23 protein-coding genes and 2 tRNA genes are annotated in these 24,286 nt (G+C 66.1%); 18 read left to right on the top strand and 7 right to left on the bottom strand.

Annotated features, from left to right (window positions below):
* The first annotated feature begins 103 nt into the window (after nucleotides 1-103).
* Entirely contained in the window at nucleotides 104-1,066 is a 963-nt protein-coding gene (locus I3K84_RS06470) for an IS110 family transposase (RefSeq protein WP_011804582.1), read from the top strand.
* Between the two features lie 16 nt (nucleotides 1,067-1,082).
* Here the strand turns inward: I3K84_RS06470 and I3K84_RS06465 are convergent, their stop codons facing one another.
* The 4 genes from I3K84_RS06465 to I3K84_RS06450 form a co-directional block, all read right to left on the bottom strand.
* Entirely contained in the window at nucleotides 1,083-1,256 is a 174-nt protein-coding gene (locus tag I3K84_RS06465; protein WP_011805784.1) for a hypothetical protein, read from the bottom strand.
* Nucleotides 1,257-1,432: 176 nt separating this feature from the next.
* Nucleotides 1,433-2,950 carry an NAD(P)H-hydrate dehydratase gene (locus I3K84_RS06460; RefSeq protein ID WP_196995744.1) on the bottom strand — a complete coding sequence of 506 codons (1,518 nt, stop codon included), beginning with the start codon at nucleotides 2,948-2,950 and terminating at the stop codon, nucleotides 1,433-1,435.
* Between the two features lie 41 nt (nucleotides 2,951-2,991).
* A complete protein-coding gene (locus I3K84_RS06455; RefSeq protein WP_196995743.1) occupies nucleotides 2,992-4,239 on the bottom strand; it encodes an FAD-dependent oxidoreductase in 1,248 nt (415 codons plus the stop codon).
* 51 nt (nucleotides 4,240-4,290) lie between these two features.
* A complete protein-coding gene (locus I3K84_RS06450; protein WP_196995742.1) occupies nucleotides 4,291-5,637 on the bottom strand; it encodes an amidase in 1,347 nt (448 codons plus the stop codon).
* Nucleotides 5,638-5,837: 200 nt separating this feature from the next.
* On the opposite strand from I3K84_RS06450, the gene rpsB reads away from it, so the two are divergent.
* The 16 genes from rpsB (at nucleotide 5,838) to I3K84_RS06370 (ending at nucleotide 21,012) form a co-directional block, all read left to right on the top strand.
* Nucleotides 5,838-6,590: a 30S ribosomal protein S2 gene (rpsB, locus tag I3K84_RS06445; protein WP_015912864.1), complete on the top strand. Its 753-nt coding sequence runs from the start codon at nucleotides 5,838-5,840 to the stop codon at nucleotides 6,588-6,590.
* A gap of 108 nt (nucleotides 6,591-6,698) precedes the next feature.
* Entirely contained in the window at nucleotides 6,699-7,595 is an 897-nt protein-coding gene (tsf, locus tag I3K84_RS06440) for a translation elongation factor Ts (protein WP_011805779.1), read from the top strand.
* A 57-nt stretch (nucleotides 7,596-7,652) separates the two neighbouring features.
* Complete coding sequence (gene pyrH, locus I3K84_RS06435; RefSeq protein WP_196995741.1) at nucleotides 7,653-8,375, top strand: UMP kinase; 723 nt, start codon at nucleotides 7,653-7,655, stop codon at nucleotides 8,373-8,375.
* 48 nt (nucleotides 8,376-8,423) lie between these two features.
* Entirely contained in the window at nucleotides 8,424-8,984 is a 561-nt protein-coding gene (gene frr, locus I3K84_RS06430; protein WP_196995740.1) for a ribosome recycling factor, read from the top strand.
* 28 nt (nucleotides 8,985-9,012) lie between these two features.
* The gene (uppS, locus tag I3K84_RS06425) at nucleotides 9,013-9,747 is read left to right on the top strand and encodes a polyprenyl diphosphate synthase (RefSeq protein ID WP_196995739.1); all 735 of its coding nucleotides are present in this window, start codon (nucleotides 9,013-9,015) and stop codon (nucleotides 9,745-9,747) included.
* Between the two features lie 33 nt (nucleotides 9,748-9,780).
* Nucleotides 9,781-10,635 (top strand): phosphatidate cytidylyltransferase, encoded by an 855-nt coding sequence (locus I3K84_RS06420; protein ID WP_103738359.1) that lies wholly within the window; start codon nucleotides 9,781-9,783, stop codon nucleotides 10,633-10,635.
* Nucleotides 10,632-11,804: a 1-deoxy-D-xylulose-5-phosphate reductoisomerase gene (ispC, locus tag I3K84_RS06415; RefSeq protein ID WP_196995738.1), complete on the top strand. Its 1,173-nt coding sequence runs from the start codon at nucleotides 10,632-10,634 to the stop codon at nucleotides 11,802-11,804. The genes I3K84_RS06420 and ispC overlap by 4 nt, the downstream gene beginning before the upstream one ends.
* A gap of 119 nt (nucleotides 11,805-11,923) precedes the next feature.
* Nucleotides 11,924-13,288 carry an RIP metalloprotease RseP gene (gene rseP, locus I3K84_RS06410; RefSeq protein ID WP_196995737.1) on the top strand — a complete coding sequence of 455 codons (1,365 nt, stop codon included), beginning with the start codon at nucleotides 11,924-11,926 and terminating at the stop codon, nucleotides 13,286-13,288.
* A gap of 45 nt (nucleotides 13,289-13,333) precedes the next feature.
* Nucleotides 13,334-15,631, top strand: coding sequence for an outer membrane protein assembly factor BamA (gene bamA / locus I3K84_RS06405; RefSeq protein WP_196995736.1), 2,298 nt, complete (start codon nucleotides 13,334-13,336; stop codon nucleotides 15,629-15,631).
* A complete protein-coding gene (locus tag I3K84_RS06400) occupies nucleotides 15,631-16,152 on the top strand; it encodes an OmpH family outer membrane protein (protein ID WP_015912870.1) in 522 nt (173 codons plus the stop codon). Before bamA ends, I3K84_RS06400 begins: the two co-directional genes overlap by 1 nt.
* A 24-nt stretch (nucleotides 16,153-16,176) precedes the next feature.
* A complete protein-coding gene (lpxD, locus tag I3K84_RS06395; RefSeq protein ID WP_172206625.1) occupies nucleotides 16,177-17,157 on the top strand; it encodes a UDP-3-O-(3-hydroxymyristoyl)glucosamine N-acyltransferase in 981 nt (326 codons plus the stop codon).
* Between the two features lie 15 nt (nucleotides 17,158-17,172).
* Nucleotides 17,173-17,613: a 3-hydroxyacyl-ACP dehydratase FabZ gene (gene fabZ / locus I3K84_RS06390; protein WP_011805769.1), complete on the top strand. Its 441-nt coding sequence runs from the start codon at nucleotides 17,173-17,175 to the stop codon at nucleotides 17,611-17,613.
* Nucleotides 17,614-17,630: 17 nt separating this feature from the next.
* Nucleotides 17,631-18,422: an acyl-ACP--UDP-N-acetylglucosamine O-acyltransferase gene (gene lpxA, locus I3K84_RS06385; protein ID WP_011805768.1), complete on the top strand. Its 792-nt coding sequence runs from the start codon at nucleotides 17,631-17,633 to the stop codon at nucleotides 18,420-18,422.
* A gap of 15 nt (nucleotides 18,423-18,437) precedes the next feature.
* On the top strand, nucleotides 18,438-19,595 hold the full coding sequence (lpxB, locus tag I3K84_RS06380; protein ID WP_196995735.1) for a lipid-A-disaccharide synthase: 1,158 nt from the start codon (nucleotides 18,438-18,440) through the stop codon (nucleotides 19,593-19,595).
* Complete coding sequence (rnhB, locus tag I3K84_RS06375; protein WP_011805766.1) at nucleotides 19,570-20,199, top strand: ribonuclease HII; 630 nt, start codon at nucleotides 19,570-19,572, stop codon at nucleotides 20,197-20,199. The genes lpxB and rnhB overlap by 26 nt, the downstream gene beginning before the upstream one ends.
* Before the next feature lie 30 nt (nucleotides 20,200-20,229).
* On the top strand, nucleotides 20,230-21,012 hold the full coding sequence (locus I3K84_RS06370) for an RNA methyltransferase (RefSeq protein ID WP_196995734.1): 783 nt from the start codon (nucleotides 20,230-20,232) through the stop codon (nucleotides 21,010-21,012).
* Nucleotides 21,013-21,069: 57 nt separating this feature from the next.
* Here the strand turns inward: I3K84_RS06370 and I3K84_RS06365 are convergent, their stop codons facing one another.
* From I3K84_RS06365 to I3K84_RS06355, 3 genes are all read right to left on the bottom strand, one after another.
* The gene (locus I3K84_RS06365; protein ID WP_011805764.1) at nucleotides 21,070-21,444 is read right to left on the bottom strand and encodes a hypothetical protein; all 375 of its coding nucleotides are present in this window, start codon (nucleotides 21,442-21,444) and stop codon (nucleotides 21,070-21,072) included.
* Nucleotides 21,445-21,562: 118 nt separating this feature from the next.
* Nucleotides 21,563-21,647 (bottom strand) — tRNA-Leu (locus tag I3K84_RS06360).
* A 180-nt stretch (nucleotides 21,648-21,827) separates the two neighbouring features.
* Nucleotides 21,828-21,912: transfer RNA gene (locus tag I3K84_RS06355), tRNA-Leu, on the bottom strand.
* Nucleotides 21,913-21,931: 19 nt separating this feature from the next.
* Here I3K84_RS06355 and rnr point away from each other — a divergent pair.
* On the top strand, nucleotides 21,932-24,256 hold the full coding sequence (gene rnr, locus I3K84_RS06350; protein ID WP_196995733.1) for a ribonuclease R: 2,325 nt from the start codon (nucleotides 21,932-21,934) through the stop codon (nucleotides 24,254-24,256).
* Nucleotides 24,257-24,286: the final 30 nt, after the last annotated feature.

Genomic DNA, 24,286 nt, shown 5'->3' with positions numbered 1-24,286 from the left:
ACTGAGTACAGAACGCATGGCCGCCGCGCTGGTCTTCGTGAAGCCCGAACGGTTACGCGCGCCTTGATTGAGCGCGCATGCACAAGCAAGGGATCTGAAGATCATGTCTGTTACCTCAGTGACGGTGGGCATCGACGTGGCCAAGGCGCACGTGGATGTCTGTGTGCTGGGTGCCAAGAGCAGCGCCCAGCGGTTTGACAACGATGCCGAAGGCCACTCGGCGCTGGCGGCTGCCCTGCAGCCCCTGGACGTGGGTCTGGTGGTGATGGAGGCCACCGGCGGCTACGAGGCCGCGTTAGCGTGTGCCCTGCAGGCCACAGGCCTGCCCGTGGCGGTCATCAACCCGCGCCAGGCGCGCGACTTCGCCAAATCCATGGGACGCCTGGCCAAGACCGACGCGGTGGATGCGCGCACGCTGGCCGAGCTGGCAGCGGTGCTGCTGCGCCGCGACGATCTGCAGCGCTTCTTGCGCCCCCTGGCCGATGAGCGCCAGCAGTGGCTCGCGGCCCTGGTCACGCGCAGGCGCCAGTTGCTGACCATGCTCCATTCGGAGCGCCAACGGCTGCAGATCACGCCCAAGAAGCTGCACGCCAGCATCGAGGCCATCGAGGCGGCGATCAAGGCGCAGCTCGATGAGATCGAAGAGCAGATGGTCACGCATGTGCGCGAGCACTTTGGGGAGCTAGACACGCTGCTGCAGTCGGCTGCGGGAGTCGGCCCGGTGGCCAGTGCCACGATGATTGCCGAGCTGCCAGAGCTGGGCCGGCTGAACCGGCGCGAGATCGCTGCATTGGTGGGCGTGGCGCCCATGGCCAATGACTCCGGCGGCAGCAAGGGCAGGCGGCGCGTACAAGGCGGGCGCTTCGAGATCCGCCGCGTGCTGTACATGGCAACGCTCACGGCCACCCGCTACAACCCGGCCATCAAGGCCTTCTACGAGCGTCTGAAGGCCGCTGGCAAGTTGCCCAAGGTCGCCCTGGTCGCTTGCATGCGCAAGTTGCTCACCACGCTCAACGCCATGGTGCGCACTGGAAAACCTTGGGACAAGTCGCTTCATTGCGCTTGACTTCGAAGACGGTTACTCAGTCGAAGACGCCAGCGGGAACGAGTTGCTCCAGCTGGCTGTGCACCTGCGAGTCGGCCACCTGGGTCGTCTGGTGGGGCACCAGGGTCATGACGCTGGCCGCGAAGGCCAGGACCACGGTGACCACAAAGGCCGCGTAGGCGCGCGATCCGGGGCGGAAATGGCGTTTCATGGCAGTACCTCAGGTGGGTGGAACACACGGTATGCATGCATACCAGGACATGGAGCGATTAAAGCGCTTCAGTCCGCATACCGTCTGTAAGACAAGGTAGATATGCGCAGCTTGGAAACCACCGTTACCGTTGGATGCAATCGTGCGGCGACCGGACCGCGCGGCATGCTGCGCGGTCACCCAGCGTTCAGGGCGCGTGCGAGCGCTCCCGCGGTGAGGGACCTCCCGGTGGGCCAGCGGTCGGCGGTAGCGCCGTGCTCCCAGCAGGCGCGGCCCGCCGCCGCAAATGCCGCACCGGCCTGTGCAGGCTCCGCGGCCAAGCGCGCCCCCACCAGGCCGGCCAGCACGTCACCGGTGCCGCCCGTGGCCAGGCGTGCGTTGCCCGTGGGGTTGACGAGGGGCGTGCGCCCCGGTGCGGCAATCACGCTGCCCGAGCCCTTGAGCAGCACGGTGCAGCCGTACTGATCGGCCAGCGTGCGCGCGGCGGCCAGGCGGTCGGCCTGCACGGCGGCCGTGGTGCCGGCCAGCAGCCGCGCGGCCTCCAGGGGGTGCGGAGTCAGCACGGTGGGGCGGCCCTGCCGGCCACGCTCGCGCAGCAGATGCTGCAGATGGGGGTCGGCGGCCACGGCGTTCAGCGCGTCCGCGTCCAGTACCAGGCGTGTCGATTGCTGCAGGACGTCTGGCAGCACGGCCGCCACGGCTGCGCCGCCGCCACAGCCGCAGACCACGGTGGCGTGGTCCAGCGTCAGCGCGTCACAACGGCGCAGCATCAGTTCAGGCTGCTGCGGCAGGGCGGGGAGTGCGCCGGCGTCCAGCAGCGCCACCATCACGCGGCCCGCGCCGGCGTGCAACGCCGCGTTGGCGGCTAAAAGAGCCGCACCCGTCATGCCCATGCCGCGCGCCTGCAGGCCTTCGCCGCCGATGACGGCCACGTCGCCGTAGCTGCCCTTGTGGCTGGCATGGGCGCGTACGGCCGGGGCGGGGGGGCCGGCGAGCCAGGCGCAAGGGGTTTCGGTTGATGCCGGCACGCCCAGGTCATCAAACCACACGCTGCCCGCTGCGTCGCGGCCCTGGCCGGTGAACAGGCCTGGCTTGAGCGTGAGCAGGCTCAGCGTGTGGCGCGCCGCCGTGGCACCTGGATGGGCCGGCGCCAGCCCCGGGATGTACTGGCCTGATTCCGCTACCAGGCCGGAGGGCAGGTCCACGCACAGCGTGGGTGCCGCGCAGGCGTGCATGCGGGCCAGCCATTGCAGCAGCCGCGCGTCGGGCCTGCGGGGGCGAGGATCGGCGCGCAGGCCGATGCCCAGCAGCGCATCCACGCACAGGTCCTGCGGACCGAGGGAGGGCGGCTCAGCCGCGAACGGCACGCCGGCCTCTTGTGCGCGCTGCCAGGACTGGCGCGCGTCGGCAGGCGCCGTTTCGGGCGTTCCCAGCCAGGTCACCACGACCGGGTGGCCCCCGCGGTGCAGCAGCAGGGCGGCCTCCAGCCCATCGCCGCCGTTGTTGCCGCCGCCGCAGGCGAACCAGAAGGTGCGCGCATGCGGAGCCAGCGCGAGCGCCAACCGGGCCGTGGCCTGGCCGGCGCGCTGCATCAGCGTGTGGGGCGCGAGGGCAGCGGCGGCGCAGGCCTCCAGGCGGCGCGTGGCCGCGGTGTCGAACAGGGGATGGGGCCGGTCAGGTGCGATGCGCTGCATGCCCGGCATTGTGGCGCCGGGTGGGGGCCGTGCAAAGCGCGCTAGAAGCGCTGCGGCGCAAAGGGCTGCAGGTCAATCGCGGGGGTGCGCTGGGCGATCAGGTCCGCCAGGGCGCGGGCACTGCCACAGGCCTGGGCCCAGCCGCAAGCGCCGTGGCCGGTGTTGATCCACAGGCCGGACACACCGCTCGCGCCGATGGCGGGGGCGCCATCGGTCAGCGTGGGGCGCGCGCCGCGCCAGACCTGCACTTGCGGGGACGAGGTGAGCGCGCCGCCCGGGAACCAGCCCGACAGCGCGAGGTAGAGCGTCTGCAGCGTGGGCGCGTGGTGGCTGCCGTTGCTGTGCCCGATCTCGGCGCCGCCGGACACACGCACGCGCTGACCCTGGCGGGTGATGGTGATGCGGTGCAGCGGATCGATCACAGAGCCCTGGGGTGCATGACTGTCCTCGCGCACCGGCGCGCTGACGGTGTAACCATGTACGGCCTCCAGGGCCAGGTGGCGCCCCAGCGGGCGCAGCAGCGCGGCGCTGGCCACGCCGGCGCACAGCACCACGGCGTCGGCCTGACGCGGGGCGGCTTCGCCTACGACGTGGACGCCGGGCGGCGATACGCTGAGAGAGCGGACATGCGCGCCGAACACGAACTGTGCGCCGCGCTCCTGCGCCGCGTGGCGCAGGATCTGCGCAAACAGCCGGCAGTTGCCGGACTCGCCATCCGGTACATGCACGGCGCCCGCCAGCGGCACGTCGGTGGACAGGCCGGGCTCGATGAGCTGCGCGGTGTCGGCATCCACATCGCGCAGACCCACGCCCGCGTCGCGCAGCACCTTCAGCGCGGGCTGCAGGCGCTCCACATCTTCGGGGCGGCGCAGCAGCACCAGAGTGCCGCGGCTGGTTTCCAGGTCCACGTCCAATTGGTGGATCAGTTCGCGCGTGCGTGCCAGGCTGTAGCGGCCCAGACCTTCCAGCGCGGCCAGCCGCGCCGCCGTCTCGGGCCGGCGACCCGCCTGGGACCAGCGCCAGCGCCAGCGCCGGCCTGCCATGCCGGCGCCGCGTACCAGGCGCAGCGTGGCATCGCGGCTCCAAGGCCAGCGGCCGAGCGGCCCACCCAGGCCCGGCGCCGCCCACGGCATGAGTAGCGAGGGCGCCAGCAGGCCGGAGCTGCCGAAGCTCGCCTCCTCTGCCGCGGCGCCGCGCTGCTCGACCACGGTGACCTGATGGCCGTCCGCGGCCAGTTCATAAGCAGTGGCCGCGCCGACGATGCCGGCGCCCACGATGATGATGTGCATGAAAATTGAAGCGAAATATGCCTCTAGCGCCCGTAGGATAAGCGCTAGTAGCTATTGTTTTTGTAGTTCTTGTTCGATCAGCAGGCCGATGTTCAGCACCGGGTCGTCGCGCAGTGCGCCGTGCCACACCATCAGGCCCACGGGCAGTTCGCCCGCTTCGTGGCAGGGCAGGGACAGGGCGCAGCCGTCCAGCATGTTGACCACGCTGGTGTTGCGCAGCAGCAATCCGTTGACGCGAAAGAACTCCGCGTCGCGCTCGCTGCCCGGCGCGACCGATGCGATGGGGGGCGCCACGATGGGGACGGTGGGCGAGAGCAGGGCGTCGAAGTCGGCCATGGCGGTCTGCATGCGTGCGATCCAGGCGCGCCGCGCGTGCAGCAGATCGATGTAGTCGGCGGCGGACATGCCAGCGCCGCGCTCGATGCGGCTCTTCACGCGCGGATCGTAGGCGTTGCCGTGCCGTGCCAGCAGCGTGCGGTGCCAGGCGTAGCTTTCGGCGGCGGAAAACCCGCCGGTGGCGTTCACATCGGCCAACTGGGCGGTTTCTGCCAGGGCAATCTCGGTGATCTGCGCGCCGGCCGCGCGCAGGCGGGACAGCGTGCGGTCGAAGGCGCGGACCACGGTGGCGTCCAGTCCGTCCAGGAACAGTGTGGCGGGTACGGCCAGCCGCCACGCCGACAGCGGTGCGGGGCTGCGCGTGACGCGCCGTGCCGCCAGGATCTCGTGTGCCACGACGGCATCGCGCACCGTGCGGGTGAGTGCGCAGGCCGTGTCCAGCGTGGTGGACAAGGGGACAGCGCCTTCGGTGGGCACGAGGCGCGCGGTGTTCTTGAAGCCCACGATGCCGTTCAGCGCGGCCGGGATACGGATCGAGCCGCCCGTGTCGGAGCCCAGGCCAATGAAGGCCGCGCCCGTGGCCACCGACACCCCGGCGCCCGACGATGAGCCCCCGCACACCCGCGCGGGGCCGGGCAGCGCGCCGTGGCGGGCGTCAAATGCGGCGGGCGTGCCGAAGTGCGGATTCACACCTACGCCGGAGAAGGCGAACTCCACCATGTGCGTGCGGCCGATGAACGCTGCGCCCGCGCGGCGCAGGCGCGCCACGGCCGGGCTGTCGGCCGGCGCGGGCGGCGCATCCTGCAACACGGTGGAGCCTGCGGCGGTGGTCATGCCCTGGATGTCGAACAGATCCTTGACCGAGACGGCAAGGCCCGCCAGCGGCAGACGCTCCACGCCGGGCACCGCGGCTGCTGCGCGGGCCTGGCCGTAGCTGGTCTGGCGGAACACATGGGCGCAGGTGGGCCCTTCGGCGGCGGCGATGCAGCGCTCGATTTCATCGCGTGCGCTGCTGTGCCCGGCAGCTACGTGGCTGCGGGTGGAGACGAGGTCAGCCAACATGGGGATATGCTAGAATCTTTGGGTTTTGCTGAGAGCTGCGCCGCCGCCGTGCTGCCAGGCACCATGCAGAACTTAATCGCAAACCAGCCCTCTCAAGGTGTTGCCCTCTGCCCTCTCGTGGGACTGCAAGTTCCACGCAAGAGCGATTCAGTGGGCAAGTATTGAGGCTGGATTTTAGACCCAACCTTCGGAGAAACCTCATGTCCGTCACCATGCGTGAAATGCTGGAAGCCGGTGTCCACTTTGGCCACCAAACGCGCTTCTGGAACCCCAAGATGGCCCCCTTCATCTTCGGCCATCGCAACAAGATTCACATCATCAACCTGGAAAAGTCGCTGCCGATGTTCCAGGAGGCGCAGAAGTTCGCCAAGCAGTTGGCCGCCAACCGCGGCACGATCCTGATGGTCGGCACCAAGCGCCAGGCCCGCGAACTGGTGGCCGAGCAGGCCCAGCGCGCTGGCGTGCCCTATGTCGACCAGCGCTGGCTGGGCGGCATGCTGACCAACTTCAAGACCGTCAAGACCTCCATCAAGCGCCTGAAGGACATGAAGGCACAGCAGGAAGCCGGCCTGGAGTCCATGAGCAAGAAGGAGCAGCTGATGTTCTCGCGCGAGTTGGAAAAGCTCGAGAAGGACATCGGGGGCATTCAGGACATGGCTGCGCTGCCCGACGCCATCTTCGTGATCGACGTGGGCTACCACAAGATCGCCGTGTCCGAAGCCAAGAAGCTGGGCATCCCGCTGATCGGCGTGGTGGACTCCAACCACTCGCCCGAGGGCATTGACTACGTGATCCCCGGTAACGACGACTCGGCCAAGGCTGTGGCTCTGTACGCTCGCGGCATCGCCGACGCTATCCTTGACGGCCGTGCCAACGCCGTGACGGAAGTGGCCAAGGCTGTGGCTGCCGAAGGCTCCGACGAATTCGTGGAAGTGGACGAGAACGCCGCCTAAGTCAAGGGCCGCGCGATGCGTCGCAAAAAAAGCGGGGCCCCTGGTGAGCCCCCTTTTTTTTAGCTTCTGATCCTGTAACGAACTGAACTCAAAAACTGGAGAAACACGATGGCTGCAATTACCGCAAGCATGGTTGCCGAACTGCGTGGCAAGACCGATGCCCCCATGATGGAATGCAAGAAGGCCCTGACCGAGGCCGACGGCGATATGGCCAAGGCCGAAGAGCTGCTGCGCGTCAAGCTGGGCACCAAGGCCGGCAAGGCTGCTTCCCGCGTGACGGCCGAAGGCGTGGTGGCATCGTTCATCAACGGCAACGTGGGTGCGCTGATCGAAGTGAACAGCGAAACCGACTTCGTGTCCAAGAACGACAGCTTCATCGCCATGGCCAACGCCGCCGCCAAGCTGGTCGCTGAGCACAACCCCGCGGACATCGAAGCCCTGGGCCAATTGGCCTATGAGCAGGATGGCTTCGGCCCCACCCTGGAAGATGTGCGCAAGGGCCTGATCGGCAAGATCGGCGAGAACATGTCTTTCCGTCGTTTCAAGCGTTTCAGCGGCTCCAACCTGGCCGCCTACCTGCACGGCTCGCGCATCGGCGTGGTGGTGGAGTTCGACGGCGATGCCGTGGCCGCCAAGGACGTGGCCATGCATGTGGCCGCCATGAAGCCCGTGGCGCTGACCAGCGCCGACGTGCCTGCCGACCTGATCGCCAAGGAGCGTGCCGTGGCTGAGGGCAAGGCCGCCGAGTCCGGCAAGCCGGCCGATATCGCCGCCAAGATGGTCGAAGGCTCGGTGCAGAAGTACCTCAAGGAAGTCTCGCTGGCCGACCAGGTCTTCGTGAAGGCCGCCGATGGCAAGCAGACCGTGGCCCAGATGCTCAAGGCCGCCAACACCACGGTGAAGGGCTTCACCCTGTACGTGGTGGGCGAGGGCATCGAGAAGAAGGTGGACGATTTCGCCGCCGAGGTGGCTGCGCAAGTCGCTGCCGCCAAGTCGGGCGCCTGATAGCGCCTGCCGCCCACGCCCTTCATCCCCCCAGTCCAGCCTTACGGAGAATTGCCCATGACCCCCGCCACGCCAGCCCACAAGCGCATCCTGCTCAAGTTGTCTGGTGAGGCGCTGATGGGCGATGACGCATTCGGCATCAACCGTGCCACGATCGTGCGCATGGTCGAGGAGATCGCCGAGGTCACCCGCCTGGGCGTGCAAGTGGCGGTGGTGATCGGCGGGGGCAACATCTTCCGCGGTGTGGCGGGCGGTTCCGTGGGCATGGACCGCGCCACGGCCGACTACATGGGCATGCTGGCCACCGTGATGAACGCGCTGGCCCTGGCGGACGCCATGGACAAGCAGGGGCTGACGGCCCGCGTGATGTCCGCCATTGGCATCGAGCAGGTGGTGGAGCCCTACGTGCGTCCCAAGGCGCTGCAGTACCTCGAAGAGGGCAAAGTGGTGGTGTTCGCCGCCGGAACCGGCAACCCCTTCTTCACCACCGACACGGCCGCCGCGCTGCGCGGCGCCGAGATCGGCGCCGAGGTGGTGCTCAAGGCGACCAAGGTCGACGGCGTGTACACGGCCGATCCGATGAAGGACCCGTCGGCCACCCGCTATGCCAAGCTCACGTTCGACGAGGCCATGAGCCGCAACCTGGGCATCCTGGACGCGACGGCCTTTGCCCTGTGCCGCGATCAGAAGCTGCCGATCCGCGTGTTCTCCATCGTGAAACATGGCGCGCTGAAGCGCGTGGTGATGGGCGAAGACGAAGGCACGTTGGTGTACGCTTGATGGCTTTGCCGCGCCTGGCCTGATTGCCCGCTTGCAGAGGAACCACACATGACGATTGCCGACATCAAGAAGACGACCGAGGCGAAGATGGACCAGTCCATCACCGCCTTCAAGAACAACCTGGCCAAGATCCGCACCGGCCGCGCCAACCCGCAGCTGCTTGACACGATCCATGTCGAGTACTACGGATCCATGGTGCCGTTGTCCCAGGTGGCCAACGTGGCCTTGCTCGACGCGCGCACCATCAGTGTGCAGCCCTGGGAAAAGAACATGGGTGCCAAGATCGAGAAGGCGATCCGTGAAAGCGATCTGGGGCTGAACCCGGCCTCCATGGGCGACCTGATCCGCGTGCCCATGCCGCCGATGAGTGAAGAGCGCCGCAAGGAGATGACCAAGCTGGCGCGCAGCGAAGGCGAGGGCGCCAAGGTGGCCATCCGCAACCTGCGCCGCGATGCCAATGAGGGCGTCAAGAAGCTGGTCAAGGACAAGCTCGCCTCCGAGGACGACCAAAAGCGCGCCGAGGCCGATGTGCAGAAAACCACCGACAAGCACATTGCAGAGATCGATGCCTTGGTGGCGGCCAAGGAGCAGGAAATCATGGCGATCTGATCCGGTTTTGCGGATCGATCCTGGATTCATGCCCACCGTGCAGGGAGCCATTCCCCACCACATTGCCATCGTCATGGATGGCAACGGCCGCTGGGCGACGCGCCGCTTCCTGCCGCGCCTGGCGGGGCATCGGCAGGGCGTGGAATCGCTGCGGCGCTGCGTGCATGCCTGCGTCCAACGCGGCGTGGGCGTGCTTACCGTGTTCGCGTTTTCCTCCGAGAACAGGAACCGTCCGGCGGACGAGGTGTCCGGTCTCATGGATCTGCTTGCCAAGGCGCTGACACGTGAGGTGCCGCAACTGGCCCGGGATGGCGTGCAGGTGCACTTCGTGGGGGAAAAGTCGGGCATTTCGGCGCAGGTGCGCGAAGGGCTCCAGCGTGCCGAGGCGGCCACCGCAGGCAACCAGCGCCTGGTGCTCAATGTCTGCTTCAACTACGGCGGCCGCTGGGACATCACGCAGGCCGCAGCTGCGCTTGCAGCGCGGGGCGAGCCCATCACCGAGGCCAGCCTGCATGCCGCCATGGGCATGGCCCATGTGCCCGATCCGGATCTGCTGATCCGAACCGGTGGCGAGCGGCGCATCAGCAACTTCCTGCTGTGGCAGGCCGCCTATACCGAACTGTATTTCAGTGACCGCCTGTGGCCCGATTTCGACGAGGCCGCACTGGATGAAGCCATCGCGGACTTCGCGGCGCGCGAGCGCCGCTTTGGCCAAACCTCCGACCAGGTACAAGCGCAGCAGCCCGGTTCGCTGCGTGCCTGATTCCGTCCACCGCACATCGCTGAAGGGGCCTGGATGCTCAAGCAACGTGTCATCACCGCGTTGGTCCTGCTGGCCATTCTGCTGCCGGCATTGTTCTATCCCTCGTTCGTGCCCTTTGCCGTGGTGACGCTGGTCATGATGGCTGCGGCGGCGTGGGAATGGGGTCGGCTCAACGGCCTCGGCGGCGGCGCCAGCATCGGCCTGGGGGCGGCGTGTGTAGTGCTGTGCGGCCTCGGGTGGGCCGCGGGCTGGCTGCACCAGCCGCTGCCCTGGCTGTGGCTGGTGGGCGGCGCTGCCTGGGTGCTGGGTGGGGCCGCCTTGCTGCGCGTGGGCGTGGCCGGCTGGCCGCAGCTGCCGCGCGGGCTGCGCGTGGCCGGCGGCGTGCTGGCGCTGTGGATGGCCTGGCTGGCCGTAGCCCAGGCGCGCGTGGTGGGGGTCAATTTCCTTCTGTCGGTTCTGACCCTGGTGTGGGCGGCCGACATCTTTGCCTACTTTGCCGGCCGCGCTTTTGGCCTGCGCTTCACGCGCAACAAGCTGGCTCCCTCTATCAGCCCCGGCAAGAGCTGGGAAGGGGTGTGGGGTGGCATGCTGGGTGTGCTGGTGCTGGCCGCGGCCTGGACCGCGGCCGATGGGGCCTGGCAGGCCAGCGTGCCCAGCCTGTACTCACGCCTGGCAGCCCAGGGCGTATGGCTGCTGGTCGTTGGCGCATTGTTCATGGCCGCCATGAGCGTGGTAGGCGACCTGGTGGAGTCGCTCATCAAGCGCAGCGCCGGTGTCAAGGACAGCAGCGGCCTGCTGCCCGGCCACGGCGGCGTACTGGACCGCATTGATGCGCTGCTGCCCACGCTGCCCCTGGCCATGATGCTTTCTCATTTCGCATCCGCATGAAACAACGTCTCACGGTGCTGGGTTCCACGGGATCCATCGGCACCAGCACCCTCGACGTGGTGGCACGCCACCCCGATCGCTACGAAGTCTTTGCGCTGAGCGCGGCCACGCAGGTGGACCTGATGCTGGCGCAGTGCGCGCAGTTCCGTCCGCGCTATGCGGTGATGGCCAGCAGTGCGCATGCGCGCCAGCTGGCAGACAAACTGCAGCAGAGTGGCTTGCCCACCGAGGTGCTGCAAACACCCGATGCGCTGCAAGCCATTGCCTCCCACGAAGAGGTGGACGCGGTCATGGCGGCCATCGTGGGCGCGGCGGGCCTGGCGCCGTGCCTGGCGGCCGCGCGTGCGGGCAAGCGCCTGCTGCTGGCCAACAAGGAGGCGCTGGTCGTCGGGGGCGAGGTGTTCATGGCCGCGGTGCGCGAAGGCGGCGCCACGCTGCTGCCCATCGACAGCGAGCATTCCGCCATCTTCCAGAGCCTGCCCGAAGACCCCGCCACCTGGCCGCGGCGCGTGGACCACGTGCTGCTCACCGCGTCGGGCGGGCCGTTTCGCACGCGCGACCCGGCCACGCTGCGCGACGTGACGCCGGCGCAGGCCTGCGCGCATCCCAACTTCTCGATGGGCCGCAAGATTTCCATCGACTCGGCCACGATGATGAACAAGGCGCTGGAGGTGATCGAGGCGCGCTGGCTGTTCAACCTGGCGCCCGAGCAGATCAAGGTGGTCATCCACCCGCAGCAGATCATCCACTCCATGGTGCAGTTTGTGGACGCGTCCATCATTGCCCAGTTGGGCACGCCCGATATGCGCGTGCCCATCGCCTGTGGCCTGGCCTGGCCCGAGCGGGTGGAAAGCGGCGCGGCACCCCTGGATTTCACGCAACTGGCGGCGCTGACCTTCGAAGAAGCGGATGCCACGCGCTTTCCCGGGCTGCACCTGTCCTGGCAGGCGTTGCGCGCGGCGCCCGGCACCACGGCCGTGCTCAATGCCGCCAACGAGATGGCAGTGGCGGCTTTCCTGGAGCAGCGCATACGTTTCGACCAGATCCATGCGCTCAACCTTGCAACTTTGGAAGCCGTCGAACCGTCCAACCCGGACTCGCTGGACGCACTGCTGGCGCTGGATGCGCGCACGCGTGCGCGGTCCGCGGAGTTGATGGCGCGCTTGTGAGGATGCTCTTAAAAGGTGAGCGTTTTGCGCTTGTCACACAAGGGTTACAGGTGCGTTTTATATTCAAACCATTGCTGGATAAGCGCAAGGCGCTCTGATTTTTGTAGGAAACCCCAGGCATGCTGTTGACTGTCGTTGCCTTCATCGTCGCGTTGGGCGTGCTGATCGCCGTGCACGAGTACGGCCATTACCGCGTGGCGGTGGCCTGCGGTGTCAAGGTCCTCCGCTTCTCGGTCGGCTTTGGCAAGCCTTTGCTGCGTTGGCAGCCCAAGGGCTCACCCACGGAATTCGTCATCGGCGCCTTTCCGCTGGGAGGGTACGTGCGCATGCTGGACGAGCGCGAGGCGCCCGTCGAGCCGCATGAACGCCACCTGGCCTTCAATACCCAGCCCCTGCGTTCGCGCGCCGCCATCGTTGCCGCGGGGCCGCTGGCCAATCTGCTCCTGGCGGTGTTGTTGTATGCCGCCGTCAACTGGAGCGGCGTGGACGAGCCCAAGGCCTACCTGGCCAGCCCTGTAGCGGGCTCGGTGGCCGAGCAGGCGGGCCTGCGCGGCGGCGAACTGGTGGTGTCCGCCGGGCTGGGCGAGGGCGATTTCGAGCCCGTGCGCTCGTTCGAAGACCTGCGCTGGACGCTCACGCGCGGCGCGCTGGACGGGCAGAACGTGCGGCTGCTGCTGCAGCCAGAGCGCGGAACGACGCCGCGCGAGGTGCTGTTGCGCATAGATCAGCTGGACGTGCGCGAGGCCGATGTGCAGCTGTATCGCCGCATCGGCATCACCGCGCCCTGGACGCGTCCCGTGCTGGGCGAGGTCGTGCCAGGCGGCGCGGCTGCGCGTGCGGGGCTGCGCGCTGGCGATGTGGTTCTGCGCCTGGGCAATGCGGCGGTGGTGGATGGCGTGCAACTGCGCGAGCTGATACGCGCGTCCGTGCAGGCGGGCCGGCCGCTCACGCAGGTCTGGCGCATCGAGCGCGACGGTCAGCCGCGCGACCTGGAAGTCACGCCCGAAGTGGCGCAGGAGGCGGGCGGCGCCGTGGGACGCGTCGGCGCCTATGTGGGCGCGCCGCCCGAGATGGTGAACGTGCATTACGGCCCCTTGGAAGGGCTCTGGAAAGGCACGGTGCGCACATGGGAGGTGTCGGTCCTCACGCTGCGCATGATGGGCCGCATGGTGATCGGTGAGGCTTCGCTCAAGAACCTCAGCGGGCCGCTGACCATCGCCGATTACGCAGGCCGTTCCGCCAGCATGGGGCTGACCCAGTACCTCAGCTTCCTCGCACTCATCAGCGTGAGCCTGGGAGTGCTGAACCTGCTTCCGCTGCCCGTATTGGATGGGGGGCACCTGATGTATTATCTTTGGGAGGGGGTGACGGGACGGGGCGTGTCCGAAGCCTGGATGGAGCGGCTGCAGCGCACAGGCGTCGCGGTGCTTCTCCTCATGATGTCCATCGCCCTGTTCAACGACCTCACCCGGCTTTTTGGCTAACCTTTTCGCCGCCGTTGCGCTGCACTGTCGGCTCCAGCTTCATCCATGAGAAAACATATCAATCGCCTGGGCGTGCGTACGGCATCCGCCCTCGCAGCCATGGTTTTTGCCTCCCAAGCCGCATGGGCGCTGGCGCCGTTCAAGGTGCAGGACATCCGTGTGGAAGGCCTGCAACGTGTGGAGCCGGGCACCATCTTCGCGTCGTTGCCGCTGCGCGTGGGTGACGAGTACAACGACGACAAGGGTGCAGCAGCCATCCGCGCGCTGTTTGCCCTTGGCCTGTTCAAGGACGTGCGCCTGGAGGCTTCCGGCAACGTGCTGGTGGTGGTGGTGGAAGAGCGCCCGACCATCGCCGACGTGGATTTCGCCGGCACCAAGGAGTTCGACAAGGACACCCTCAAGAAGGCCATGCGCGACGTGGGTTTGACCGAGGGGCGCCCCTTCGACAAGGCCCTGGCCGACCGCGCCGAGCAGGAACTCAAGCGCCAGTACATCAACCGCAGCCTGTACGGCGCGGAGGTGGTGACCACCGTCACGCCGATCGAGCGCAACCGCGTCAACCTCACCTTCACCGTCACCGAGGGCGAGCCCGCCAAGATCAAGGAAATCCGCATCGTCGGCAACAAGGCCTTCAGCGAATCCACGCTCAAGGGGCTGTTCGACCAGGACACGGGCGGCTGGATGAGCTGGTACACCAAATCCAACCGCTATTCGCGCGCCAAGCTCAATGCAGACCTGGAGACGCTGCGCTCGTACTATCTGGCGCGCGGCTTCCTGGAGTTCCGCATCGAGTCCACGCAGGTGGCAATCTCGCCCGACAAGCAGGACATCTCGATCACCGTCAACGTGAACGAAGGCCAGAGCTATGTGGTTTCAGGAGTGAAGTTGGAAGGCAACTACCTGGACCGCGATGACGAGTTCAAGTCGCTCATCACCATCCGCCCTGGCGAGCCCTACAACGCCGACAAGGTGGCCGAAACCACCAAGGCTTTCACTGACCACTTCGGGAACTTCGGCTTCGCCTTCGCGCGTGTGGAGGCCGTGCCCGAGATCGACCGCGAGAACAACCGCGTGGCCCTGGTGCTGCGTGCAGAGCCCTCGCGCCGCGCCTATGTGCGCCGGATCAACGTGAGCGGCAACAACCGCACCCGCGACGAAGTCATCCGCCGCGAATTCCGCCAGTTTGAAGCCTCCTGGTACGACGGCGACAAGATCAAGCTGTCGCGCGACCGCGTGGACCGCCTGGGCTATTTCACTGAGGTGAATGTGGAAACCCAGGAGGTGCCGGGCGTGCCCGACCAGGTGGACCTGGTGGTGAACGTGGCCGAGAAGCCTACGGGCTCGCTGCAACTGGGGGCGGGCTTTTCCAGCGCCGAGAAGGTCTCGGTGTCGTTTGCCATCAAGCAGGAGAACGTCTTCGGTTCAGGCAACTACCTTGGCGTGGACGTCAACACCAGCAAGTACCGTCGCACGCTGGTGTTCTCCACCACCGATCCGTACTTCACGCAGGATGGCATCTCCCGTACCTTCGACGTGTACTACCGCACGGCCAAGCCCTACGAAGACCAGGGCGGCAACTATGAGCTGGTCACCGCGGGCACCAGTGTGCGCTTGGGCGTACCCTTCAGCGAGACCGACACCGTGTTCTTCGGGGGGGGAGTGGAGCAGACGCGCATCAAGGCCGGTACCAATATCCCCGCCGCCTACCTCGCCTATGCGCAGCAGTTTGGTGAAACCAGCCTATCCGTGCCGCTCACCATTGGCTGGTCGCGCGATGACCGTGACAGTGCGTTGGCACCGAACTCCGGGCGGTACCAGCGCCTGAACTCCGAATGGTCCGTGGCCGGCGATGCGCGCTATGTGCGAGCCAACTACCAATACCAGCAGTACATTCCCTTGAACAAGCAGTTCACCATCGCCTTCAACGGCGAGTTGGGCTTAGGCAAGGGCATGAATGGCCGTCCCTTCCCGGTATTCAAGAATTTCTACTCCGGCGGCCTGGGCTCGGTGCGCGGCTTCGACCAGGGCACACTGGGTCCGCGGGACGTGACCGGTGCGTCGCTGGGCGGCCCCAAGAAGATCACGCTGAATGCCGAGCTCATCGCGCCGTTCCCCGGCGCCGGCAACGACCGCACGCTGCGCTGGTTCACTTTCGTGGACGCGGGCAACGTGTACGGCGAGGATGAGAGCTGGGAGCTGGGCGACATGCGCGTCTCGGCTGGTCTGGGCCTGAGCTGGATTTCCCCGCTGGGCCCGCTACGTATCGCCATCGCGCAACCGGTGCGCAAGTTCGCCGGCGATAAAATCCAGAAACTGCAATTCCAGATCGGAACGTCTTTCTAATGAAATCCCTTTCCCGCCACATTCCCCTGGTCGTCCTGTTGGGCTCCCTGGCTGCCGCCGTGCCTGCACAGGCACAGGAGTTCAGGGCCGGCTTTGTGAATACCGACCGCATCTTCCGCGAAGCCAACACCGCCAAGGCGGCGCAGGCCAAGCTGGAGCAGGAGTTCTCCCGCCGGGAGAAAGAACTGGTGGACATGGGCAATTCGCTCAAGTCCGCCACCGAGAAGTTCGAGCGTGAGGCGCCCACGATGGCCGAGAGCCAGCGCACCGCACGGCAACGCCAGTTGGTGGACCAGGACCGCGAATTCCAGCGCAAGCGCCGCGAATTCCAGGAGGACCTGGGCGCGCGCAAGAACGAGGAACTGGGCCAGGTGCTCGAGCGCGCGAACCGCGTCGTCAAGCAGGTGGCCGAGCAGGAGAAGTACGACGTGATCCTGCAGGAGGCCGTCTACATCAATCCCAAGCACGACATCACCGACAAGGTGATCAAGGCGATGAACGCTGCCAACGGCGGCAAGTAAAGCACCGGCACGAGGCAGTAGCGCGTGAGCTTGCGACTCGGGCAGATCGTCGATGCACTTGGGGGCAGCCTGGAAGGAGGGGACAGGGATACCGAAATCCTCCGCATCGCCCCGCTGGAATCCTCCGGCCCGGGTGACCTGTCCTTCCTGAGCAATCCGCGCTACCAGTCACAACTGGCCGCCTCCCAGGCGGCCTGTGTCATTGTGGCCCCCGCGATGCGCAATGCAGCCTTGGAGCGCGGCGCTTGCATCGTTGTGGAGCAGCCCTACACGTACTTTGCACACGTGACGCAGCTGTGGGTGCGCGCGCATGGCCAAGGTGCGCCTGCGGGCATCCACCCCAGCGCCGTAGTCGATCCGCAAGCCCGGGTGGCCCCGACGGCCTCGATCGGTCCCCTGTGCGTGGTCGAGCGCGGCGCAGTGATTGGAGCGCACACGGTGCTCAAGTCGCGGGTGACGGTCGGCGAGCGTTGCACGGTTGGCGAGCGCTGCATCCTGCACCCTGGCGTGGTCATCGGGGCTGACGGCTTCGGCTTTGCGCAGCAGCGCGGCGAATGGATCAAGATCGAGCAACTGGGCGCGGTGCGCATCGGCAACGATGTGGAGATCGGTGCGAACACCTGCATCGACCGCGGAGCGCTCGACGACACGGTCATCGAAGACGGCGTCAAGCTCGACAACCTGATCCAGATCGCGCACAACGTGCACATCGGCCGCCACACCGCCATGGCGGGCTGTTCCGCGGTGGCGGGCAGCACCCGCATCGGCGCGCACTGCACGATTGCAGGGGCCGCGTCCATCGTGGGGCACCTGCAGTTGGCGGACAATGTGCACATCTCCACCAACACGGTGGTGACGCACTCGATCACGCAACCGGGGCAGTACACCGGGGTGTTTCCCATGGACGACAATGCGAAGTGGGAAAAGAACGCGGCCACGCTGCGGCAGCTGTACCGGCTGCGTGAACGCATCAAGGCTCTCGAACAAACACGAAAAGACGGCTAGGCCGCTCACAGAAAAATGATGGATATCCACCAAATTCTCAAACTCCTGCCCCACCGCTATCCGTTCCTGCTGGTGGATCGGGTGAATGAGCTCGAACGCGGCAAGCGCATCCTGGCCATCAAGAACGTGACCATCAACGAGCCGTTTTTCACGGGGCACTTCCCCGCACGCCCGGTGATGCCGGGGGTGTTGATTCTCGAAGCACTCGCGCAGGCGGCGGGCTTGCTGTCGTTCGACATGATGGGTGAGGCGCCGGGCGACGACAAGGTCTTTTACTTCGTCGGTATCGATGGTGCGCGCTTCAAGCGCCCCGTGGAGCCAGGCGATCAGCTCATCCTCGACGTGGAACTGGACCGCATCAAGGGCGGCATCTACAAGTTCAAGGGCGTCGCGCGCGTGGGCGACAGCGTCGCGTGCGAGGCCGAGATCATGTGCACCATGCGCACGGTGGCCTGACAGGCCGAGGATTTCGCTTGGCGCCCAACATACATTCCACGGCCCTCGTTGATGCGGCCGCGCAGTTGGACCCTACTGTTACGGTGGGGCCGTATGCGGTTATCGGCCCCCACGTGCAAATCGGCGCGCGCACGTCTATTGGCGCGCACTGCGTGATCGAGGGCCATACGCGCATTGGCGAAGACAACCGCATCTTCCAGTTCAGTTCGCTGGGAGCAGCTCCGCAGGACAAAAAATACGCGGGCGAGCCCACGCGTTTGGAGATCGGCCACCGCAATACGATCCGGGAGTTCTGCACCTTCAACGTCGGCACCGTGCAGGACCGGGGCGTCACCACCATCGGGGACGACAACTGGATCATGGCCTATGTGCACATCGCGCACGACTGCGTGGTGGGCAACCAGACCATCCTGGCCAACAACGCCACGCTGGCCGGACATGTGCAGGTGGGTGACCAGGCCATCATCGGCGGCTTGACCGGAGTGCACCAGTTTTCACGCATCGGCGCCCACGTCATGGCGGGCTTTGCCAGCCGCATCTCGCAAGATGTTCCGCCCTTCATGATGGTGGACGGCAATCCGCTGGCCGTGCGCGGGCTGAACCTGGAAGGGCTGCGCCGGAGGGGTTTTTCCGCGCAGCGCATGGCGGGCATCAAGCAGGCCTACCGCCTGCTGTACCGCCAGGGCCTCACGCTGGAGGCCGCGCTGTCGGCCATGGCCGACGTGCCGCATTCGCATCCCGAGGCGGAAGGCGATATCGCCCTGCTGCGTGATTTCGTGATCGCGTCGCAGCGCGGTATCGCGCGCTGAGACGCCACTGGCGCCATGGTGGCTGAGTCTCCCCGCGTCGCAATGGTGGCCGGCGAAACCTCCGGCGACCTGCTGGCCGGCCTGCTACTGGACGGCCTGCGTGCGCGGTGGCCCGCCGTGGCCAGTATGGGCATCGGCGGGCCGCGCATGCAGGAGCGGGGCTTTCAGGCCTGGTGGCCCAGCGAACGGCTGGCCGTGCACGGCTACAGCGTCGAGCTGGTGCGGCGCCTGCTGGGCATTCTGCGGATCCGCTGGCAGCTGCGTGCCAGATTGCTGGCGGACAAGCCCGACGTCTTCATCGGCGTGGATGCGCCCGATTTCAACCTGGGATTGGAGGCGGATCTGCGTGCCGCGGGTATAAAGACGGTGCACTTCGTCTGCCCTTCGATCTGGGCGTGGCGCGCCGAACGGGTCGAGAAGATTCGTGCCAGCGCGGACCATGTCCTGTGCATCTTTCCGTTTGAACCGGAACTGCTCGCGCGCCAGGGCATCGCCGCCACCTATGTCGGCCACCCATTGGCCAGTGTCATCCCCCGGGTGCCCGACAAGGCGGCTGCGCGCGCACAGCTGGGCCTGGCGGTACACGATGAAGTGCTGGCCATCCTGCCGGGCAGTCGCTCGGCGGAGGTGGCCTACATTGCCAAGCCGTTCTTTCAGGCTGCAGCGCTTATCAAAAAAGCGCGACCAGCTATAAAAATAGTAGTACCCGCGGTGCCTGCCCTGAGGGCTCGTATCGAGCAGATCGCGCGCGAATGCGGGGTGCTGGATGCGCTGACCATCGTCACGGGCCAATCGCACTCGGTGCTCGCGGCCTGCGACGTGACGCTGATTGCCAGTGGCACCGCCACGCTGGAGGCCGCGCTGTTCAAGCGGCCGATGGTCATCTCCTACCACATGCATCCGATCAGTTGGCGCCTCATGCGCCGCAAGCAGTTGCAGCCCTGGGTGGGCTTGCCCAACATCCTGTGCAGGGAGTTCGTGGTGCCCGAGCTGTTGCAGGACGCCGCCACGCCCGACGCACTGGCCACCGCGGTCCAGGACTGGCTGGACGCGCGGTTGCAGGATCCGGGCCGTATCCAACGGCTGGAACAGCGCTTCACGGCATTGCACGACGATCTGCAGCGCGATACCCCGCGACTGGCTGCCCATGCGATCCAGAACCTCCTTGCTTGAACAGGCCGCCCTGGACTGGCATCCGCCCGGCCTCGTTGCCGGCGTGGATGAGGCCGGGCGCGGGCCCTTGGCCGGCCCCGTGGTGGCGGCTGCGGTGATCCTGGACGACCTGCAGCCCATCGCCGGCCTGGCCGACTCCAAGGTGCTTACGGCCGCACGGCGCGAGAAGCTCTACGACGAGATCCGCGCCAAGGCGCTGTGCTGCAGCATTGCGGAAGCATCGGTGGAGGAGATCGATCAACACAACATCCTGCAAGCCACGATGCTGGCCATGCGCCGTGCGGTGCTGGGGCTGCGGCTGAAGCCGGTGCGGGTGTTGGTGGATGGCAATCGCTTGCCGCCGCTGGACGTTCCGGCGGAGGCCATCGTCAAGGGCGATGCGCTGGTCGCGTCGATCTCAGCCGCCTCCATCCTTGCCAAGGTCACGCGCGACCGCTGGTGCGCGCAATTGCACCAGCAATACCCGGTGTATGGCTTTGCCGGCCATAAGGGCTACGGCACGGCAGAGCACCTGGCCGCGCTGGAAGTGCATGGGGCCTGTCCCCAGCACCGGCGCTCGTTCGCGCCGGTGGCGCGCGCCTTGCAGGCGCCCGTCGCCGCCTGAGTCAGATCGCTATCCCCCTTTGCGTTTCCTATGCACGCCACGCCTGCTTTCATCCAATCGCGCGACAACGCACTGCTCAAGGAGTTGCGCCGCCTGTCGCAGGACAGTTCCGCATACCGCAAGCAGGGCCGTGTGTGGCTGGAGGGAGATCATCTGTGCAGCGCCGCGCTGGCGCGTGGACAAAAGCCAGCGATAGCGGTGTTTTCGGAGTCATTTTGGCCCCAAGCTCCCGCTGAATATGCGCGAGCAGCTACGAAAAATGTAGTGATCGCTGATGTGCTCTGGAGTGACATCAGCGCTCTGGAATCTCCGGCGCCCATGGGGTTTGTGTTGCCGCTGCCTGAAGCGGAGGGGTTGGACGGCAGGATGCCGACTGTCGTGCTCGACCGCCTGCAGGATGCGGGTAACGTGGGCTCCATCCTGCGCAGCGCATCGGCATTCGGGTTCACGCAAGTGGCGGCGCTGAAAGGCACCGCTGCGCTCTGGAGTGGCAAGGTGCTGCGCGCGGGCATGGGCGCCCATTTCGCCCTGCGGCTGGTCGAGGGGTTGGCGCCCGCAGACATCGACCGGCTGGAGGTCCCGTTGCTGGCAACCAGCTCGCACGAGGGCGACTTCCTCCATCGCGCAGCCTTGCCCTGGCCGTGTGGCTGGATCATGGGCCACGAAGGGCAGGGCGTCTCGCCCGCCCTGCAGCAGCGTGCGAGGCGCCACATCCGCATTGCGCAGCCCGGGGGCGAGGAGTCGCTCAACGTGGGGGCCGCCGCGGCCATCTGCCTCCATGCCAGCGCTGCGGCGCGCGACTCGGCTGGCTGAGGCGTTCACGGCCCTGGCCGCACGTCCGCCGGCGGTAGGGCGAATCGGTGGGAGAGCCTACTCAGTGCCCGCGAGACAGGGCACATTGATGTCGCGCGCGAACAGCCGGCAATTGATTGAGTGGCTTGCTTCCACGCCGGCGTTGCGGTTGCGTTGGAATGCCGCCAGCTTGTTCTCTTCGTAGCGCGGATGGGGCGGCGCGCCTTCGGGGCGGTCCAGGCTCTCGGCCCACACGGAGGCATGGCACAGGCTCTTGCCTTCGCAGGCATTCGCCGCGGCGCGCTGCACATAGGCGCGGTTGCCCGCCTTGTCGGTCGGCACCATCACATACACATGATGGCCATACCGGCCGATCACTGCATCTTGGGCCAGGGCATGTGGAGCGCTCAGTGTGAGCATCAGTCCCAGCAGGGCGAAAGTGGGTCGCTTCATGATTCTCCTCCGGTAATGTTTATTTGTACGGCTCGCTGTGCCAGCAGTGAATCTCGGGCCTGCAGGGGCGTTACAAACAAAAAAGCCGCTGAAAAAATCAGCGGCTTTTGCTTGTCTTTGGTGCCCAGGAGAGGACTCGAACCTCCACGATGTTACTCGCTAGTACCTGAAACTAGTGCGTCTACCAATTCCGCCACCTGGGCATTTCAGGGAAGCTCAGATTATAGGAGCCTTTTTGATCGCCTGAACGGCATTTCCAAAAATTTTATGTATCCCTCGCGCTGCTCCAACATGCCCACATTGTTGAGACGCAGATAACAAAAAAGGCCACTTCAAATGAAGCGGCCTTTGCTGTCAGAACCCTGGCGGGTTCTCGTTAAACTTGGTGCCCAGGAGAGGACTCGAACCTCCACGATGTTACTCGCTAGTACCTGAAACTAGTGCGTCTACCAATTCCGCCACCTGGGCATTTCAGGAAAGTCATAGATTGTATATCAAAAAAAATCACTCTGAATCATCCGTCGCCAAAGTTTCACTGGACGAGATCGAAGGCACCGTCCAGGGACACCGCGACGGGCATGGCTTCGTCCTGCGCGATGACGGCCAGCCTGACATCTACCTTCCTGCCAATGAAATGCGGGCGGTATTGCACAAGGACCGGGTGCGCGTGCGCATCGCGCGCCAGGACCGGCGCGGCCGGCCTGAAGGCCGCGTGGTCGAGATTCTGGAGCGCCCGCCCCAACCCATCATCGGGCGCCTTCTTCAGGAGAGCGGTGTCTGGCTGGTCGCTCCTGAGGACAAACGGTACGGCCAGGACGTGCTGATTCCCAAGGGTGCTACGGGGGCTGCTGCGACGGGACAGGTCGTGGTGGTGGAGCTGACCGAGCCGCCGGCTTTGTTTGGGCAACCCGTGGGGCGGGTGGTCGAAGTGCTGGGGGAGGTAGACGACCCCGGGATGGAGGTGGAAATTGCCGTGCGCAAATACGGGGTTCCGCATGAATTCTCCGAAGCGTGCCTTGACCAGGCGAAGGCGCTGCCGGACAAGGTGCGCGCTCAGGACAAGCGTCGACGCGTTGATCTGACAGATGTCCCCCTGGTCACCATCGATGGTGAAGACGCGCGCGACTTCGACGACGCGGTGTATTGCGAACCCGCCAAGATCGGGCGCGCCAAGGGGTGGCGCCTGCTCGTGGCCATCGCGGACGTGAGCCACTATGTGGAGACAGGCAACGCCATCGATATTGACGCCTATGACCGGGCGACCAGCGTTTATTTCCCGCGGCGCGTTATCCCCATGCTGCCAGAGAAGCTCTCCAACGGGCTGTGCTCGCTGAACCCCCATGTCGAGCGCCTGTGCATGGTGTGCGACATGATGGTTACCGCCAAAGGTGAAATTCACGCCTATCAGTTCTATCCTGCGGTCATGCTCAGCCACGCGCGGCTTACCTATACCGAGGTGGCTGCGGTGTTGGCCAATACGCGCGGCCCGGAAGCGCTGAAGCATCAAGAGCGCGTGGGCAACCTGCTCAACCTCTACGAGGTCTACCGCGCATTGCTAGCGGCGCGGCAGGCGCGCGGCGCCGTGGACTTCGAGACGACCGAGACGCAAATCGTCTGTGATGACAATGGCCGTATCGAGAAAATCGTCCCGCGTGTACGCACCGAGGCGCACCGCCTGATTGAGGAGGCGATGCTCGCCGCCAACGTCTGCAGCGCCGATTTCATCGGTCATGCCGGCCGGGCGGGGCTGTATCGCGTTCATGAGGGGCCTACGCCGGAGAAGCAAGAGATCCTGCGTGCATATCTCAAAGCCATGGGTGTTGGCATGTCGATCGGGGACGACCCGCGGCCGGCAGAATTCCAGGCGATTGCCGAGGCCACCAAGGACCGGGTGGATGCGCAGCAGATCCACACCATGCTGCTGCGTTCGATGCAGCAGGCGATCTACACGCCTGTCAACAGCGGTCACTTCGGTTTGGCATTCGAAGCCTATACACACTTCACCAGTCCTATTCGCCGCTACCCGGATCTGCTGGTGCATCGCGTGATCAAGTCCATCTTGAGCGGCACCAAATATGTGCTGCCCGCGCTGCCGACGCCGGGGGAGGCTCAGTTCAAGCTGGCCAAGCGTCTGGCTTCCAAGGGGGGTGAATCCTCTGCACGCCCTTCCAAGACGGGTGGCGTTATCAGCGTCCGGGAGACGCAGGCGTGGGAGGCCGCGGGACTGCACTGCAGTGCGAACGAACGCCGTGCGGACGAGGCCAGTCGCGACGTGGAAGCCTGGCTCAAGTGCCAGTACATGCGTGAGCATCTGGGTGAAGAGTACGGCGGTGTCGTCAGCACGGTGACGAGCTTCGGCATCTTCGTGACGCTTGATGCCCTCTATGTGGAAGGGTTGGTGCACATCACGGAACTGGGTGGGGAGTACTTCAAGTTCGATGAGGCGCGGCAAGAACTGCGGGGGGAGCGCACGGGTATCCGCTATGCGATTGGTGCACGCGTGCGTGTTCAGGTCAGCCGCGTCGACCTCGATGGCCGCAAGATCGACTTCCGGCTGGTGCACGAAGCCGGCGACGGTTTCTCCACCAAAGGCCCTAAGTCCAGGGATGGCGCGAAACGCGGTTCCTCGGCAGCGGCCATGGATGGTCGATCCGCCTCGGTGCCCGCGGCCCGGGAAAGCAGAGAGGAGGGGAGCCGGCGGCGCCCGCATAAGCAGCCCTTGGCCGGCAAAAAAGCGGCAGGTGGCAAAAACCCCTCTAACAGGCCGTTGAAAAATCCCCCGCCGACGCCCGCGTTGGCCGCTACGATCTGAAGCCATCGGTGAACGACCCAGACGAGGACG

This window comes from Diaphorobacter sp. JS3051, from assembly GCF_015832135.1.
GTDB classification, from domain to species: domain Bacteria; phylum Pseudomonadota; class Gammaproteobacteria; order Burkholderiales; family Burkholderiaceae_C; genus Diaphorobacter; species Diaphorobacter nitroreducens.
Note: the sequence above shows the minus strand (reverse complement) of the source record. Positions and strands in the feature narration are given on the sequence as shown.